The sequence below is a fragment of the Rhodococcus sp. NPDC056960 genome (assembly GCF_042674125.1).
GTDB lineage: Bacteria > Actinomycetota > Actinomycetes > Mycobacteriales > Mycobacteriaceae > Rhodococcus_F.
This window is the reverse complement of record NZ_JBHURF010000017.1, coordinates 47225-64238: the sequence shown is the minus strand read 5'-3', so window position 1 is coordinate 64238 and position 17014 is coordinate 47225. Positions and strand designations below refer to the sequence as shown.

Sequence of the window (17014 nt, the reverse complement as noted above, 5' to 3'; positions counted from 1 at the left end):
TCGTGACCACCACCACCGATCGTCCCACCGCTGCGCCGGCCGAGCCGGACACCTCCGGACTGCTGCGCGCGCCCGCGAAGAAGCCGCGCATGTTCAGTGTCGGACTCCCCCTCGCGCTGTACCTGCTGTTCACTCTCGTCCCCTTCTACTGGATGATCGTGTTCGCGTTCCGGCCCGCCGGATCGAATTCGATGCTCCCCTGGCCCATCACGTTCGACCATTTCGACACCGTGTGGAACACCCTCGGCTTCAGCTTCTTCTTCAAGAACAGCCTCATCGTCGCGGCGCTGTCGCTCGTCCTGACCACCTTCGTCGCGCTGGCCACCGGATACGCGTTGGCTCGCTTCAAGTTCCGCGCCAAGATCCCGTTGGTGATGGCCCTGCTCTGCAGCCAGTTCGTGCCCGGGGCCATGCTGCTCATCCCCCTGTTCCAGGTGTTCCGCGAGATGAATCTCGTCAACAATCTGACGGGCCTCATCGTCGCCGACACCGTGTTCCAGCTTCCGCTGGCCGCCATGCTCATGGCCGGTTTCATCGCGCAGATCCCGGTGGAACTCGAGGAGGCCGCGATGGTCGACGGCTGCTCACGCCTGCGTGCGTTCCGCATCATCATGCTGCCGCTGCTGCGGCCCGGCCTTATCGCCGTCGGATCGTTCGCCTTCATCGGCAGCTGGAACAACTTCCTGTTCGGCCTGATGTTCATCAGCAGCCAGGAGAAATTCACGCTGCCGGTTGGGCTCAGCTACACCATCGGCTCCTACAACGTCGACTTCGGAGTCCTCGCCGCCGGTGGTCTGATCGCCGCCGTGCCGGTGGTCGCCGTGTTCGCCGTCATCCAGAAGTACCTCGTCCAGGGCCTCAGCGCCGGCGCGGTCAAGGGCTGATCATGACTTCCGAAAAGAGGACCCACATGAACCGGCGAACGCTCCTGCGTGCCACCCTGGTCGGCGCGGCGGCGACGCTCGTGCTCGCCTCCTGCAGTTCCGAGACCTCCCTGCCCGACGGAGCCCTCGGCGACCCGAACAACGCCCGGCTCACGTTCTGGGACAACAACGCCGGACCGGATCGCACCCCGCTGTACGAGGAGCTCATCCGGAGGTTCGAGGCCGCCAACCCCGGGATCGAGATCCAATACGTGGGCCTGCCGTCGGACAGCGCCCAGCAGAAGTACCAGACCGCGCTCGCCGGCGGTTCGGCGCCGGATCTCGGGATCGTCTCCACGGCCTACCTCGCCCCGCTCGTCGCCCAGGACGCCGTCATCTCACTCGACGACTTCATGGCGGCGTCACCGCAGCACGACGAGTACGATGCCGGAATTCTCGAATCTGCGCGTGAATCCGGCGGCGGCGAACATCTCTACGGTCTCCCGTACACCAGCAACAACGCCACCCTCTGGTACCGCGCCGACTGGTTCGCCGAGGCGGGGATCGAGCCCCCCGACACGTATGACGAGTTCTACGAGGCGGCGAAGGCGCTCACCGACAAGGACGACGGCCGTTACGGATTCACCATCCGCGGCGGCGCCGGGTCGATCTACCCGCTGTTGCAGTACATGTTCGCGAGCACCGGCATCGAGAGCTTCTTCGAGGACGGCAAGTCGACGCTCAACCGCCCCGAGATGGTCGACGCCATCGAACGCTTCGCCGCGCTCTACGACGTCGACACCCCGACCGCGGACGTCAACAACGGCTTCCCGCAGATGGTCGCGAGTTTCGGCGGCGGATCGGTTGCCATGATGCAGCACAACCTCGGCTCGCTCAGCAACCACCAGAAGGCACTCGGCGACAAGGTCGGAGCGGTGGCACTGCCCCGCAACGAGGACGGAAAGCGCACCGTGATGACGGACCCGTTCCCGTCGTACACCGTGTTCAAGAGCAGTCAGCACCAGGCCGCGGCGTGGAAATTCCTCGAGTTCATGACGTCCCAGGAATCGCAGGCGTACTGGAACGAGCGCGTCGGACAGATCCCGGTCAACAAGGCCGCCCGCTCGGCCCCCGAATTCGCGAGCATGCCGTCGGTGCAGGCCGCTCTCGCGGCGCTGGACGACCCGAAGACCGTACTGGTCACACCGCCGGACTACCTGCCCGATTTCGGCAAGATCGTTCAGGTGCAGATGCTCGGCCAGTGGCAGAAGGTGCTGATCGGGCATCTCAGCGCGCAGGACTTCGCCGACGATTTCGCCGAGAAGCTCGATCGCTCCATGGCCAAGTACGTCGCCCGCCAGGGCAAATAGAAGATTTTCGAACAGGAAGCGAATCATCATGTCCAGCGTGATCACAGAAGTCGCCGTACAGGTTTTCAAGACCGAGGCACGCACCTCGGTCGACTCGTACGGTCATCGCCATCCCGGCCCGTCCGTGCCTACGACCGGGGCGCTCCTGCGGATCACCGACTCCGACGGCGTCAGCGGATACGTTCTGGGCAAACCGAACTACCTTCGGCAGGACCAGGTGGAGCAGCAGTTCCGGCCCGTCCTGATCGGTGCCGATCCGCTGGCGCGCGAGGCGATGGACAAGAAGTGGTCGATTCGTCAGCGCACCCGGGCCGTCGAACTTCCCGAGCACACCTGCAGCTACCTGGACCAGGCGCTGTGGGATCTCGCGGGCACCAAGTTCGACACCCCGGTGTGGAAGCTGCTCGGCGGCGCCCGCACCGAGGTCAAGGCGTATGCGAGCACCATGTGCGGTGACGACATCGACGGCGGCCTCGCCACACCGGAGGACTACGCGAACTTCGCTGTGGCGCTGAAGAAGCGCGGATACCAGGGCATCAAGCTGCACACCTGGATGCCTCCGCTGCCGGACTCACCGAACCTGAGCCGGGACATCGACGCCTGTGCCGCGGTCCGCGATGCCGTCGGCGAGGATTTCTCGCTGATGCTCGACGGATACCACTGGTACTCGCGCACCGACGCCCTGAAACTCGGGCGCGAACTGGATCGGCTGAAGTTCGATTGGTTCGAGGAACCGATGGACGAGTTCTCGCTGCGCTCGTACCGGTGGCTCGCCGACCAGATCGACACCCCGGTGATCGGGCCCGAGACCACACCGGGGCGCCACCGGTCACGCGCGGACTGGATCGCGAACGACGCGTGCGACATCCTGCGTGTCGGGGCCATGAACGGCGGCGGCATCACACCGGCGCTGAAGACGATGCACATGGCCGAGGGTTTCGGCCTCGAGTGCGAGATCCACGGCAACGGCGCGCCCAATCTCGCGCTCGTCGGTGCCGCCAACAACGTCCAGTGGTACGAGCGCGGCCTTCTTCACCCGCACGTCGATTACGACTGGGTGCCGCCCCACCTGAAGTCCATCGTCGATCCCGTCGACGAGAACGGCATGGTGGCGATGCCGCAGAGACCGGGTCTCGGCGAGGACATCGATCTCGAGTACATCGCGGCCAACCTCGTTGCGGAGTACTGAATGGGCTCCGTCGCCGGCAGCGAACACGCGTCAGTAGGTGATATCGCGTTCAGAATGAGAGATAGTGTCTTCATGGTGACAGAAGACATTCGTGGGGCCGCCCCGGAATCCCAACCGGTCAAGTCTGCCGAGCGCACCATCCACATCCTCGAGACGCTCGCCGCGTCGCCGACGCGGATGAGCCTCGGTGAGCTGCAGGAGGCGTGCAAGTACCCGCGCTCGAGTCTGCATGCCCTCCTGCGCACGCTCAAGGATCTGCGGTGGATCGAGGCGGACGAGTCGGGTTCGCGTTACGGCATCGGCACCCATGCGCTGCTCGCGGGCACGTCGTATCTCGACAAGGATTCGGTCGTCTCGCGTGCGGCGGCGGTGCTCGAGGCGCTGCGGTCGGAAGTCAGCCACACCGTCCACTTCGCGCGGCGCGACGAGGCCAGCGTCATCTACCTCGCCAGTCGCGGATCGAAGGTCGAAGTTCGGCGCATGCACCGCGTCGGGCGCAAACTGCCGTGTCACGTCACTGCACTCGGGCAGGCGCTGCTCGCCGAACTGACCACCAGCGAGGTCCGGCAGATGCTTCCCGAGAAGCTCGAGCGGTTCACCGACAACACCATCGTCGACCTCGACGACCTCGTCACCGAACTCGGCGAGGTGCGCAACCGTGGCTGGGCTCTCGAACGGGAACAGGGGACGGTCGGTGTGGTGTGCATCGCGACCGTCGTGCCCTACCGGATTCCCGCCACCGACGCCCTCAGCGTGTCCATGCCCGCCGAGGTCGCGTCGTACCCGGGTGAGCTGGAGCGGATCGCCGGCGTGCTGACGAAACACGCCTCGGCGTGGGCCCGGGAATTGCGGGCGGAAGGCGTTCGCTGACGCGGCCGTTCCACGCTGCTGGTAACTTTCACTGCGAATCGAGCACACTGACGGGCTTTGCGCGGTACCCGTTCGGCCACGAGCAGGAAGCGACACGATGGAAAACGGCATTTCCACGAACGGATCGGGCAGCAACGGCTCGGCGGCGGAGTCCCCGTTCGCCGAACCGGGCACGGGCGGTCTGACCGGTGGCAACGGCAACGGCAAGTCCACCACCAGCTCCGCCGAGACGTTCACCTTCCCACTGCCGACGCGTAGCTCGGGTTCGCACAGCACCGAGGAGCCGGTCGCCGCGCCCGAGACGACGGCGTCGCTGGAATCTCGAGGACGCACCGTCATGCGACGCAACGCGATGGGAGTGGCAGCCGTGCGAGTCGCCGGTCGTCTTGCACACACCGAACTGCTCGAGGAGCACCTCGCGTCGTCGAGCAGTCACTCCGCCGACCCCACCGTGGACGCCGACGAACTGCTGGCACTGCTTGGCGAGTACCTCGTCGCTGCCGGGTTCGAGCGCCCGGAGATCCACGCGAAGCTCAACGGCCAGTCGATCGTCGTCGACCTGCGCTCGCCCTCGGCGACCACCCGCTGAGCCCGGCTACGGCCACAGCACCTCACGGATCCACCGGTCGGACACGCGGCGGTAGAGCTGGCGCACGTGCCTGCGCCCCGTGTCCGCCTGCCAGAACTCGACGGTGCCGGGAACGACGCACCATGCCCGCCACGTGTCCGACACGAAGTCGGGGTCGGCCTCGATGCGGGCCACCGCCGCCGCGACGGCCCGGTCGTACTCGGCGGGGTCGTCCAATATCTCGCTCTGGCGGCTCGCGGCAGCCACGGCCCGCGCGGTGATCGACCGTTCGCGGAAGTCACGGGCGGAGAGCGCCGGATCGCCCTCGACGACAGTTCCGCGGACCCGCACCTGCCGCCCCTGTTCCTTCCAGTAGAAGGTCAGGGCCGCAACGGCATTCGCTTCCAGATCACGCCCCTTCGGCGACCGGGCGTCGCCCGAGAACCAGAAGCCCTGCTCGGTGACGTCCTTGAGGAGCAGGAATCGGGCGTCCGGAACGCCCTCGGCATCGACGGTCGACAGCGCCGCGGCGTGCGGTTCCGGAACGCCGGCCGCCGCGGCCTGCGTCATCCAGTCGAGAAACAGCGCCCCGGGTGACTCCGGAAGCGCGCCGACGGGCGGAGGGGTGACGCCGCCGAGTGCGGGCAGGGCCCGAATCCACGCGCGGGTGTCCGGATACGACGAACGGTCGGGAGTAGTCGGCATGTGCCGAGAGTAGCCGCGGCGCTGACCGTCAAGCGGGCGCGGCCGGATCCGATGGCCCCACCAGCATCCAGCGATGGCCGAACGGATCGATGAGGGTCGCGTTGCGATGGCCGTGCCCCTCCGAGATCCACCGTTCCACCGTGCCGCCGGCGTCGCGGGCACCGACCAGGACCGCATCCGGATCGTCGACCGACAACATCAGGCTCACGGACGTCGACCCGGATTCCGGCGCGGTCAGGCCCATCTCGGGAAACTCCTCCGCCAGATAGATCATGCCGGTCGGCAACCGCAGTTCGGCGTGGCCCACCCGGCCGTCGTCCATGACGATCGGCTCCCCCACCACCTCGGCGCCGAACACCTTGGAGTACCACTCGATGGCCTCGATGCCCCGCCGCACCGTCAGATACGGCAGCGCGCCGGGAACAGGGACGTCCGGAGACATCGTCACCTCCCTGTGGTCCGTGATGCGTCGGATCTCAGTGTGCTCCCTCAGGCGGACGCGGGAGGTTGCAACATCGCCCACTTGTTGGACGTGAGCCGGAAACTCGGGAAGTCGGAGAGCGCCGCCACCGATTCCCAGGTGCGTTCGTATCCGGTGTGCGTGATCCGCCAGTTCCCATCGGAGCACCGAAGATAACGGTCGTGGTAGTAGGCAGAGCCCCGCAACAACATCCCGTCCTCGGGAATCAGCGTGGTGTCGGCGAGAAACCACACGCCGACGGCGGTGTCACCGGTGACGGTGATCTCGGGCTGGCCGCACTGATGCTCGGTGATGACGTGGGTCCCGAGAGTGTTCTCGAGGAAGGACACGAATGAGTCACGGGAGTCGAACGTGAGGTATTCGCTGTACGTCGCGGTGACGTCCGGGACCATCGTATCGGCGAACTCGACCCACGACTTCGTGTCGAGAGCACGTGAATAACGGTGCTTGAGCTGCTCGATCTGTTTGATTGCTTCGAGATCCATGACCCCCGCCTCCTGTGCAGCGAACATGCAAGCCCTGGAGTGCAGATTAGTCGGAAAATCTGCACGTTCGCCTTGGATTCCCCCGTTTTGCCCGGATCATGCATATTCAGGCCGTGATCCGGGACACGAAAAGGTTACGAAATGACTGCGTGGCCTGCGGTTCCAGCACACCCACAGCCTACCTTAGGCAAGCCTCACCTGATGAGCTTCGGTTGGCAAAGCTCGCGGCGCGAGCCGCACCACCCGAATCTGCACCAATACCATTGCTTTGCTTGATATCTCGCGCTGTCCACATCCCCAGCCGCGCCTTCACTCGGGCACTCCGGATGCAATTGCTGTGACCCGAAGTCCACAGGTAACTCGTCCCGCACTATCGTGACGCTGACGTGGTCACGCGAGAGGGGTACCCATGGCCGATCCGACCCGCACACCGGTGATCGTCGGTGTCGGCGACCTCCGTTCCGGCAGGGCGGGCGACACCGCCGGCCCGCGGGAACCCCTCGACCTGATCACCGACGCCGCCCGCGCCGCCGTCGCCGACAGCGGTTCGGCTGCGCTCGGTGCCGAGATCGACACCATCCGTGCGGTGAAGACTGTCAGCTGGACCTACGACGACCTCCCTGGACTGCTCGCCGCCCGGCTGGCGCTGCCGGCACCGCGATCGAGCACGTCCCCGATCGGCGGGCACTGGCCCGCCGCGCTCCTCGACCGCATCGGCGGCGACATCGCGGCGGGACGGTCGTCGGCAGCGTTGCTCGTCGGCGGGGAGACGCAGGCGACCATGACGTCGCTGCGGAAGTCGGGTACCGATCCCACGTCGCTGGACTGGTCGCGCGCCCCGGGCGGACCGCCCGCCTTCGATCCCGCGGATCTCGGAAGTCCCGCGATGCAGCGTGCGGGGCTCATCGTGCCCACGCGCGTGTATCCGCTGTTCGAGAACCGCCTCGCCCACGAGTCCGGCCTGAGCCCCGACGAGTCGCTGGCGGAGTCGGCGCGGATGTACTCGGCCTTCTCCGAACTCGCCGCGGAGAATCCGGCGTCGTGGACGTCCGAGGTGTACACCGCGGAGGAGATCGCCACGGTGGGTCCGGGGAACCGCATGGTGTGCGAGCCGTACCCGTTGACGCTCAACGCCATGCCGTTCGTCGATCAGGCCGCCGCCGTGCTGGTCTGCTCGCTGGCCGTCGCCCGGGAACACGGTGTCCCGGACGACCGCATCGTGTACGTATGGGGCGGGGCAGGAGCCACCGATTCGGTGGATGTACTGAGCCGCAACGGTTTCGGCACGTCGAATGCTCTGACCGACGCGGTGGGCCGGGCGCTGTCGCGGGCATCGATCGATGCCTCGGCACTCGACGTCGTCGACGCCTACAGTTGTTTCCCGGTGGTTCCGAAGCTCCTGGCCCGGACGCTCGGCCTGCCCGCGCACGCCGTGCCGAGCGTGACCGGCGGTCACTCCTTCTTCGGCGGTCCCCTCAACAGCTACACGCTGCACTCCATCGCCGAGGTCACCCGCCGGCTGCGGGAGGGCGCCGGACCGGCCCTGATCCACGGCAACGGCGGCTACCTGACGTACCAGCACGTGGTGTTGCTGGCGAGCACCCCGCACCCGGGCGGATACGTCGGCGATCCGGAGCCGGCGCAACTCGCGTCGGAGGCACCGGAGATCGTCACCGGTTACCAGGGACGAGCCGAGATCGTCACGTCGACGGTGGAGTACGGCCGCGGCGGCGCTCCCGCCACCGGCCTCGTCGTGGCGACCACCCCCGACGGCCGGCGGCTCGCCGGACAGACCGGCCCCGAGGAGGCGGCCGCGCTGTCCGCGTTCACGCGGACCCCCGCGCGGTCGGCGATCGGCTGCTCCGTCCACGTCGAGGACCGGGACGGCGTCCTGTCGCTGCGGTTCTGACGCGACCCGCGACCCGCGACCGAGGGGGAGGATGCTAGTCCAGCTCGGCGGCCAGCTCCATCCACTGCTCCTCGGTGGCTTCCTTCTCCGCGACGACCTCCTTGAGCTCGGCGTCGAGCTTCTGCAGCTTGTCCGGATCGGTGGCCGCCGCCGCCAGCTTCTCGTGCAGCTTCCGTTCGCGGTCGTCGAGCTTCGCCACGGCCCGCTCGAGACGCGACAGTTCCTTGCGGGCGGCGCGCTCGGCGGCCCCGTCGCGCACCTGCTTGGGTGCGGACGCACCGGAGGCCGTCGACGCGACCGACGGCGCGCCGGTGTCGACCATCGCCGCCCGGCGACGCAGATAGTCCTCGATGCCGCCGGGCAGGTTGGTCAGTTTGCCGTCGCCGAACAGGGCCCACGTCGAATCACAGATGCGCTCGATGAGGTACCGGTCGTGACTGATGACCACCATGGTGCCCGCCCAGCCGTCGAGAATGTCCTCGAGCTGCTGCAACGTGTCGATGTCGAGGTCGTTGGTGGGCTCGTCGAGCAGCAGCACGTTCGGCTCCGCCATCAGCACCCGCGTCAGCTGCAGCCGGCGCCGCTCACCACCGGACAGGTCGCCCACCGGCGTCCGCTGCCGGGCCGGCGTGAATCCCAGCCGTTCGGCGAGCTGCCCGGCCGACACCTCCTTGTCGCCCAACGTGATCCGCTCGGCAACGTCCTTGACGGCCTCGAGCACCCGCATGTTCGTCGGCAGGTCGTCGAGTTCCTGGCGCAGCCAGCCGATGTGCACGGTCTGACCCTGGAGCCGCTTGCCCGACGCCGGGGCGATCTCCCCGGCGAGCGTGCGCAGGAGCGTCGTCTTGCCGGAACCGTTGACGCCGACCAGGCCGACCCGCTCCCCCGGAGCCAACCGCCACGTGAGGTCGTCGACGAGCACCCGGCCGTCGGGGGTTTCCAGCCGCGCGTCCTCGAGTTCGATGACGACCTTGCCGAGCCGGCGCTGCGCGAACGACGCCAGCGCCACGTTGTCGCGGGGCGGGGGCACGTCCGCGATCAGCGCCTCGGCGGCCTCGATCCGGTACTTCGGCTTGGACGTGCGGGCGGGCGCACCGCGGCGCAACCAGGCCAGCTCCTTGCGGGCGAGGTTGCGTCGACGTTCCTCGGCCGCGTCGGCCTGCCGCGAACGCTCCGCCCGGGCGAACACCCAGTCGTTGTACCCGCCCTCGTAGCTTTCGACCCTGCCGCCCACCACTTCCCACGTGCGGTTGGCGACGGTGTCGAGGAACCAGCGATCGTGGGTCACGACCACCAGCGCGCTGCGGCGGCCGACGAGATGCTCCGCCAGCCACTGCACACCCTCCACGTCGAGGTGGTTGGTCGGCTCGTCGAGCACCAGCAGATCGAGATCCTGCACGAGCGCCGCGGCCAGCGCCACACGACGCCGCTCGCCGCCCGACAGCCCGTCGACCTTGGCCTCGAGACCCAGGTTGTCGATGCCGATCCCGGCCAGGATCGACCGGATGCGGGCGTCGCCCGCCCATTCGTGGTCGGCCACACCCAGCGGTCCGAGCACGACGTCGCCGACGCTCGAACCGGCAGGCAGGACGCCGCGCTGGGTCACGACCGCCATCCGCAGTCCGCCGACCCGGCTGACCCGTCCGGAATCGGGTGCCTCCACCCCGGCGAGCACCTCGAGCATGGTCGTCTTGCCACCGCCGTTGAGGCCGACGACACCGATGCGTTCGCCTTCCTGCACTCCGAGAGATACCGAATCGAGCAGCGGCTTGATGCCGAAGGACTTCGATACCTGCTCGAGATTGATCAGATTCGCCATCAGTGCGATCCCTCCGCCGCGTCGTTGATTATTCGTGCGCCCGGCACGGGTCCGCTGGCGACCCGCACCGTGCGACACACCCCCGCACCAGCGAGTTCTGCACTGACCTGGACCGCGGCATCCGCGTCAGCGCACAAGAAAGCACAGGTCGGGCCGGACCCGGAGACGATCCCGGCCAGGGCGCCCGCCGAGACCCCGGCACGCAGCGTCCGCCGCAGGCCCGGGTTCAGGGACAGGGCGGCAGATTGCAGGTCGTTGCCCAGCAGCGGGGCGAGCGTCGCGGCGTCGCCCGTCGTGAGCGCGTGCATCAGTTCCTCGGCACCGCCGAGTCGCGGCGGATTTCCCTCGGCCCGCAGACGGTCCAGCTCCCGGAACACCGTCGGTGTGCTCAGTCCGCCCTTCGCGAGCGCGAGCACCCAGTGGAACGTGCTGCGGGACAGCACGGGCAGGAGGCGCTCGCCGCGCCCCGTCCCGAACGCGGTACCGCCGTGGAGGGCGAAGGGGACGTCGCTGCCCAGCTTCGCGGCGAATCCGTCGAGTTGCTCCCGCGACAGGTCCAGCGCCCACAGCGCGTTCAGCCCCACCAGCGTCGCCGCCGCGTCGGCGCTGCCGCCGGCCATCCCCCCGGCCACCGGGATCCCCTTGTCGATGGCGATCTCGACGTCCGGGCGGCGTCCCGATTCGGCGGCGAGCATCTCCGCGGCCTTCCACACCAGGTTGCTGCTGTCGGTGGGTACCACGCGGGCGTCTTCGCCGCGGACCGTCACCGACAGTGTCTCCGCGGGAACCACCGACACGGTGTCGCCGAGCGAGAGCGCCTGGAACACCGTGTTCAGCTCGTGATAGCCGTCGCCACGCAGGTCCCCGACGGCCAGATGCAGATTGACCTTGGACGGGGCCCGGACGACGACGGGGCGGGGAACGACGGAAAGCACAAGGGTAGAGCTTAGGCGCTCCCGGTACGCGTGCGGAAATGCGCACCTTGACGTCCTCTCGGCCGTGAACGACCGAGATTCCCCTCGAGACTCACGTCCCAAGGTTCCTGTTTCACCGACAGTTGCCTCCCCACACCTTAGGTGCGGGGAGGTCTCACACCATCTCCGCAGGCTGCCACCGCCAGTCCGACGGCCAAAATATTCCTCGCCGCATTCACATCCCGATCGTGGACGGCGCCGCACCGGCACGTCCACTCCCGCACGTCCAGCGGCATCGCCGACGCGATCTCCCCGCACACCGAGCAGGTCTTCGACGACGGATGAAACCGGTCGATCGCCACCACCCGCCGCCCGTACCAGTCGGCCTTGTACTCGAGCATCGACCGGAACTCGGACCACCCCGCATCCGAGATCGCCCGCGACAACGACCGATTCCTGACCATGTTCCGCACACTCAGATCCTCGACGGCGATCACTTGGTTTTCGCGCACCAGTCGAGTGGAGAGTGTGTGCAGATAATCGCGCCGCCGATCGGCGATCCGACCGTGAATCTTCGCGACCGTCAGTCGGGCCTTGGCCCGGTTACGGGATCCTTTCTGCTTCTTGGCGAGCACCCGCTGCGCCTTCGCCAACCGCGCACGGTCCCTGCTTTCATGACGCGGGTTGGTGATCTTCTCCCCCGTCGACAGGGTGTACAAGCTCTCGATCCCGGCGTCGAGCCCGACCACCCGATCGGTCGGTTCGAGTTCGGTGATCGTGTCCTCGACGAGAATCGAGATGTGATACTGGCCGCGAGCATTACGCGACACCGTCACCTGCGACGGCACAGCCCCCTCCGGGAGCGGCCTCGACCACCGAATGTCCAGCGGTTCGGACTGCTTGGCCAACCGAATCTGCCCGCCGCGGTACGTGAAGCAGTTCGAGAAGTAGGTCGCCGAATCCTTCGACTGCCCCTTCTTCTTGAATTGCGGGTAGCGGGTCTGCTTGCGCCAGAACTTGTCGTAGGCGCCCTGCAATTGCCGCAGCGACTCCTGCAACGGTCCCTTCGACGGCTCCGACAACCACGCGGTCTCCGCCTCCCGTTTCCATCCGGTGAGCATCTTCGAGGTATCCGCGTAGGTGATCCGCCGCCGCTCCTGCGCCCAGGCACGCGACCGCTCCGCCAACGCCCGGTTGTAGACATACCGGGTGCACCCGAACGTCCGAGCAAGCTGATCCGCCTGCACCGCAGTCGGATAGAAACGGTACTTGAACGCCCGCCTCACCACCCTCCCCGCCATAACCCAGACACTAACCCCACGGTCCGACAAAACCAGATCGGCTATCCCAGACCTGAAGGACCGGGTCTGCGCCGAAAGACTCACGGATCACGCACTTTGCCGCTCACCTGCGTCACAGGTGCGGGCCCAGCCGCGTGGTGAGGCTGCCACCGCGTGCGAGGGGAAGACGGGTGCGTGCCGACCGGATGTCGCCCGCGACGTCCGCAGGCCGCGAGTCCGGATACCGCAGCGCACTCGTCACTGCTGCCGGGCGGTCCAGCACGTCGTGCGAGACCGTGCCGATCCCGAGTTCCAGCTGGTGCCGGAGCAGGGGCACAGCGCCGAGATCGGCGTTCGTGATGCCCACCCAGCGGCCGGTCTCCTCCCCCGACCGGCCGATCTGCACCCGCTCGCGCAGCAGCAGTGTGGACGATTCCGCGAGTGACACGGTCGTCTCCACACGATGCTCCGCGCCGCCCGCGATCACCGTGGGTTCCAGCGCGCAGTCGAGCGCGGCGTCGTCCGCGACCTCCACCGACCACCGCGCCGTGGACAGCGCGCAACCCCGGCCCGGCAAGGCCAGGGAGGCCGCGACGCTGCGCAGCGTCAGCCGGGCCCCCGGCAGCACCCGGACGGTGATATCCCAATGGTCGCCGCCGAGCGGGGTCGCGGCGGTGCCGATCACGTGGACCGTGTCGCGTCCGGTGATCCGGGCTGCCAGTCCCCCGGCCGCGGCGATCCGCGGACTGCGATCGGGCGACGCGACGATCGTCAGTTCGGTGCGCACCGTCAGTGCACGGCGGTGAGCGTGCGCACCTGCTCGCGCACCCACGCCAGCGCCGGCCCGGACGACGGGTCCTCCGTCAACGAGATCAACACCGTGGGCCTGCCCTCGCGGACCTTCTCGGCGTCGCGGCGCATCACCCCGAGATCGGCTCCGACCATCGGGGCGAGGTCGGTCTTGTTGATCACGAGCAGATCCGAGAACGTCACACCGGGACCACCCTTGCGGGGCACCTTGTCGCCACCCGCGACGTCGACGACGAAGATCTGCACGTCGATCAACCCCGAGGAGAACGTCGCGGTGAGATTGTCGCCGCCCGACTCCACCAGGATCAGATCGAGCGGTGGATTGGCCGCGACCAGGTCGTCGATGGCGTCGAGGTTCGCGGTGATGTCGTCGCGGATCGCCGTGTGGGGGCAGCCCCCGGTCTGGACGGCGGCGATGCGCTCGTCCGGCAGCACGGCGTGGCGGCGCAGGAAGTCCGCGTCCTCGGTGGTGTAGATGTCGTTGGTGAGCACGGCCAGCGACAACTCCTCGCGCAGCTGCCTGCACAGCGCCGCGACGAGCGCGGTCTTGCCCGACCCGACGGGCCCACCGATCCCGATCCGGACCGGTTCGCCCGCCACCCGGACCCGCCGGGGACGGTCGTGCTGATGGTCGTGGGGTTCACCATCGATGAAATGCGGTGGCATGGTTGATCTCTCCTTACCGGGGTACAGCTGGTGTCACGACATGAACAGGGGGCGGTCCCGCAGGACGTGCCGCTCGGCGACGATGTCCAGGAAGGGGTCGGACACGCTCGACAGTCCGGTCGCGCACTGGTCGGCGATGTCGTCGCACAGATCGGACAGTGCGAACGTGCACGCGGCGACCTGCGCGGGATCGAGAGCGAGCAGCCGCTGCGCGGCGATCGCGGAGCCGGTCATCGTGGTGTAGACCACGACCAGCGCGGCCTCACGGGGCGCGAGCGCGGTGACGGTTCCGACCGTCCCCGAGACGACGGGCAGGTGCGGGCGGGTTCCGAGCGGGGACCAGTCGTGCTCGGGCCACGTGGTGCGGGCCAGCCGCAGCAGACCTCTCCCCTGTGCCCGCGACGACGACCGCGCCGCCGGGGACGGGGTTCGCGCATCCATCTCCGCGTCCGCGTGTTCGGGGGTGAGCCGGCCGTCGCACACCGCCGCGCCGATCGATCCGGCGACGAGTCCGGCGGTCCGGATCCGTCGCCGCAGGAACGCCTCCATCGTGGCGACGTCGCGGACGACGCCGCTCGCGACGGCCTCCTCGATGCCGCCCGAATGCACGTGGCCGCCGGTCGGCAGCCGCGAATCTGCGAGGGACATCAGATGAGCGAGGCGCATCAGAACAGGAAGTAACGCTGGGCCATCGGCAGTTCCGCCGCCGGCTGTTCTTCCCACACCTCGCCGTCGATGCGGACCGTGAACGTGTCGGGGTCGACCTCGATTCTCGGCTGCGCGTCGTTGCGGGGCATGTCGGACTTGCCCCGCGAACGCACGTTCGCGACCGGCACCAGTCGCCGGCTCAGATCGAGCCGGTCGGCCAGGCCGTCCTCGAGGGCGTGCGGCGCGACGAAGTGCACGGACGTGGCGGCCGCCGCCTTGGGCGCCGCCCCGAACATCGGGCGCGGCAACACGGGCTGCGGAGTGGGGATGGACGCGTTGGCATCTCCCATCGCGGCCCAGGCGATCATTCCGCCCTTGAGCACGGCGTGCGGCCGCACCCCGAAGAACGCCGGATCCCACAGCACCAGGTCGGCGAGCTTGCCCACCTCGACCGATCCGATCTCGCCCTCGAGGCCGTGCGCGACGGCGGGGCAGATCGTGTACTTCGCCACGTAGCGCTGGACGCGCCGGTTGTCGGCGCCGTTGTCGCCGGACAGGAATCCCCGCCTGCGTTTCATCACGTGCGCGGTCTGCCACGTGCGCAACACGACCTCGCCGATGCGTCCCATCGCCTGGGAGTCGCTGCCGATCATGGAGATGGCGCCGAGGTCGTGGAGGAGATCCTCCGCCGCGATGGTGGACGGCCGGATACGGCTCTCCGCGAACGCGAGGTCCTCCGGGATCGCCGGGCTCAGGTGATGACACACCATCAGCATGTCGAGATGCTCGTCGAGCGTGTTGACCGTGTGCGGCCGGGTCGGATTGGTGGAACTCGGCAGGACGTTCGCGTGCGCGGCCACCGTGATGATGTCCGGCGCGTGGCCGCCGCCCGCCCCCTCCGTGTGATAGGCGTGGATCGCGCGTCCGGCGATCGCCGCGACTGTGTCCTCGACGAAACCGGCCTCGTTCAACGTGTCCGAGTGGAGTGCCACCTGCACACCCGCGGCGTCCGCGACGGTGAGGCACGCATCGATCGCGGCGGGGGTCGAGCCCCAGTCCTCGTGCAGCTTGAATCCGGAGACGCCGCCGCGCAACTGCTCCCACATCGAGTCGGAACTGACCGTGTTGCCCTTGCCGAGCAGGGCGATGTTCATCGGCCAGCCGTCGAGCGCCTCCAGCATCCGGGCGGTGTGCCACGAACCGGGCGTGACGGTGGTGGCCTTGCTGCCCTCGGCCGGGCCGGTGCCGCCGCCGATCATCGTCGTGATGCCGCCGCCCAGCGCCTCGTCCATGATCTGCGGGCAGATGAAGTGCACGTGGCAGTCGATGCCGCCGGCGGTGAGAATCTTGCCGTTCCCGGCGATGATCTCGGTGGACGGCCCCACCACCAGATCCGGGTGGACACCCGACATCGTGTCGGGGTTGCCCGCCTTGCCGAGCGCGACGATGCGCCCGCCCCGAATACCGACGTCCGCCTTGATGATTCCCCAGTGATCGACCACCACGACCCCGGTGATCACCGTGTCGGGCGCACCCTCGGCACGGGTCGCCCGACCCTGGCCCATGGACTCGCGCAACACTTTTCCACCACCGAACACCGCTTCGTCGCCGGCCAGTCCCGGACCGCCGCTCCGGTCCTCGGTGATCTCGATCAGCAGGTCGGTGTCGGCGAGCCGGATCCGGTCGCCCGTCGTGGGACCGAACAACTCGGCGTAGCGGGCACGGCTGAGATGGGTCATGACGCATCCAGCTTCCCTGGCGGAGTGAGGCTCAGCCCGTGCACTTCACGGGTACCGCGCAGCGGCACGAGCGAAATCGTCTGCGCGATACCCGGTTCGAAGCGCACCGCGGTGCCCGCGGGGATGTCCAGCCGCAGCCCGTGGGCGGCGGCCCGATCGAACTGCAGGGCGTGATTGGCCTGCGGAAAATGAACGTGGCTCCCGACCTGGACGGGGCGGTCACCGGTGTTGACCACCGCGAGTTCGGTGCGCGGAGAACCCTCGTTGAGCTCGATCACGCCCTCGGCGCACAGCACTTCACCGGGAATCACGGCCACCCCTACGCAATCGGATCGTGGACGGTGACGAGCTTGGTGCCGTCCGGGAACGTGGCCTCCACCTGCACGTCGTGCAGCATCTCCGGAACGCCGTCCATCACGTCGGACCGGGTGAGCACCTCACGACCGGACACCATCAGTTCCGCCACCGACCGGCCGTCGCGGGCACCCTCGAGGATGTGATCCGTGATGAGGGCCACCGCCTCCGGATGGTTCAGCACGAGCCCGCGCTGCCGGCGCCTGCGCGCGAGATCCGCGGCATAACTCAGGAGCAGACGCTCCTGCTCGTGGGGCGACAGTCGCATGTGTCCTCCTGCGGTCGGTGCGTCGCCATACTGCCACGAACTGCAGTCCGGCACCGCCCACACCGGAGGGGCCGGG

General features: G+C 68.2%; 18 protein-coding genes. 6 read left to right on the top strand and 12 right to left on the bottom strand.

Annotation, left to right across the window (positions count from 1 at the left end):
- The first annotated feature begins 2 nt into the window (after positions 1-2).
- The 5 genes from ACFTWF_RS26265 (at position 3) to ACFTWF_RS26245 (ending at position 4881) form a co-directional block, all read left to right on the top strand.
- Positions 3-884 carry a carbohydrate ABC transporter permease gene (locus ACFTWF_RS26265; RefSeq protein ID WP_378464077.1) on the top strand — a complete coding sequence of 294 codons (882 nt, stop codon included), beginning with the start codon at positions 3-5 and terminating at the stop codon, positions 882-884.
- A gap of 26 nt (positions 885-910) precedes the next feature.
- A complete protein-coding gene (locus ACFTWF_RS26260) occupies positions 911-2233 on the top strand; it encodes an ABC transporter substrate-binding protein (protein ID WP_378464076.1) in 1323 nt (440 codons plus the stop codon).
- Between the two features lie 28 nt (positions 2234-2261).
- Positions 2262-3422 (top strand): enolase C-terminal domain-like protein, encoded by a 1161-nt coding sequence (locus tag ACFTWF_RS26255; protein ID WP_378464075.1) that lies wholly within the window; start codon positions 2262-2264, stop codon positions 3420-3422.
- 72 nt (positions 3423-3494) lie between these two features.
- Positions 3495-4292 carry an IclR family transcriptional regulator gene (locus ACFTWF_RS26250; RefSeq protein ID WP_378464074.1) on the top strand — a complete coding sequence of 266 codons (798 nt, stop codon included), beginning with the start codon at positions 3495-3497 and terminating at the stop codon, positions 4290-4292.
- Between the two features lie 97 nt (positions 4293-4389).
- The gene (locus tag ACFTWF_RS26245; RefSeq protein WP_378464073.1) at positions 4390-4881 is read left to right on the top strand and encodes a hypothetical protein; all 492 of its coding nucleotides are present in this window, start codon (positions 4390-4392) and stop codon (positions 4879-4881) included.
- 6 nt (positions 4882-4887) lie between these two features.
- On the opposite strand, the gene ACFTWF_RS26240 is transcribed toward ACFTWF_RS26245, so the two are convergent.
- From ACFTWF_RS26240 to ACFTWF_RS26230, 3 genes are read right to left on the bottom strand one after another with little or no spacing between them, the layout of a single operon-like run.
- On the bottom strand, positions 4888-5565 hold the full coding sequence (locus ACFTWF_RS26240) for a pyridoxal 5'-phosphate synthase (protein ID WP_378464072.1): 678 nt from the start codon (positions 5563-5565) through the stop codon (positions 4888-4890).
- A 28-nt stretch (positions 5566-5593) separates the two neighbouring features.
- Entirely contained in the window at positions 5594-6007 is a 414-nt protein-coding gene (locus ACFTWF_RS26235) for a VOC family protein (RefSeq protein ID WP_378464071.1), read from the bottom strand.
- Positions 6008-6054: 47 nt separating this feature from the next.
- Positions 6055-6531 carry a nuclear transport factor 2 family protein gene (locus tag ACFTWF_RS26230; protein ID WP_378464070.1) on the bottom strand — a complete coding sequence of 159 codons (477 nt, stop codon included), beginning with the start codon at positions 6529-6531 and terminating at the stop codon, positions 6055-6057.
- A gap of 409 nt (positions 6532-6940) precedes the next feature.
- Between ACFTWF_RS26230 and ACFTWF_RS26225 the strand changes: the two genes are divergently transcribed.
- A complete protein-coding gene (locus ACFTWF_RS26225; RefSeq protein ID WP_378464069.1) occupies positions 6941-8440 on the top strand; it encodes an acetyl-CoA acetyltransferase in 1500 nt (499 codons plus the stop codon).
- Positions 8441-8474: 34 nt separating this feature from the next.
- Here ACFTWF_RS26225 and ACFTWF_RS26220 read toward each other — a convergent pair whose 3' ends face one another.
- The 9 genes from ACFTWF_RS26220 to ACFTWF_RS26180 form a co-directional block, all read right to left on the bottom strand.
- Positions 8475-10259: an ABC-F family ATP-binding cassette domain-containing protein gene (locus tag ACFTWF_RS26220; protein ID WP_378464068.1), complete on the bottom strand. Its 1785-nt coding sequence runs from the start codon at positions 10257-10259 to the stop codon at positions 8475-8477.
- A complete protein-coding gene (locus ACFTWF_RS26215; protein WP_378464067.1) occupies positions 10259-11194 on the bottom strand; it encodes a 4-(cytidine 5'-diphospho)-2-C-methyl-D-erythritol kinase in 936 nt (311 codons plus the stop codon). Before ACFTWF_RS26215 ends, ACFTWF_RS26220 begins: the two co-directional genes overlap by 1 nt.
- 137 nt (positions 11195-11331) lie before the next feature.
- Positions 11332-12474, bottom strand: a complete 1143-nt coding sequence (locus ACFTWF_RS26210; RefSeq protein WP_378464066.1) for an RNA-guided endonuclease InsQ/TnpB family protein — start codon at positions 12472-12474, stop codon at positions 11332-11334.
- 112 nt (positions 12475-12586) lie between these two features.
- Complete coding sequence (locus ACFTWF_RS26205; RefSeq protein ID WP_378464065.1) at positions 12587-13240, bottom strand: urease accessory protein UreD; 654 nt, start codon at positions 13238-13240, stop codon at positions 12587-12589.
- 2 nt (positions 13241-13242) lie between these two features.
- The gene (gene ureG / locus ACFTWF_RS26200) at positions 13243-13929 is read right to left on the bottom strand and encodes an urease accessory protein UreG (protein WP_378464064.1); all 687 of its coding nucleotides are present in this window, start codon (positions 13927-13929) and stop codon (positions 13243-13245) included.
- 33 nt (positions 13930-13962) lie between these two features.
- Positions 13963-14595 (bottom strand): urease accessory protein UreF, encoded by a 633-nt coding sequence (locus ACFTWF_RS26195; protein ID WP_378464063.1) that lies wholly within the window; start codon positions 14593-14595, stop codon positions 13963-13965.
- Entirely contained in the window at positions 14595-16316 is a 1722-nt protein-coding gene (locus tag ACFTWF_RS26190; protein ID WP_378464062.1) for an urease subunit alpha, read from the bottom strand. The genes ACFTWF_RS26195 and ACFTWF_RS26190 overlap by 1 nt, the downstream gene beginning before the upstream one ends.
- Positions 16313-16627, bottom strand: coding sequence for an urease subunit beta (locus tag ACFTWF_RS26185; protein ID WP_378464061.1), 315 nt, complete (start codon positions 16625-16627; stop codon positions 16313-16315). Before ACFTWF_RS26185 ends, ACFTWF_RS26190 begins: the two co-directional genes overlap by 4 nt.
- Before the next feature lie 8 nt (positions 16628-16635).
- Positions 16636-16938, bottom strand: a complete 303-nt coding sequence (locus ACFTWF_RS26180; protein ID WP_185728368.1) for an urease subunit gamma — start codon at positions 16936-16938, stop codon at positions 16636-16638.
- Positions 16939-17014 lie beyond the last annotated feature (76 nt).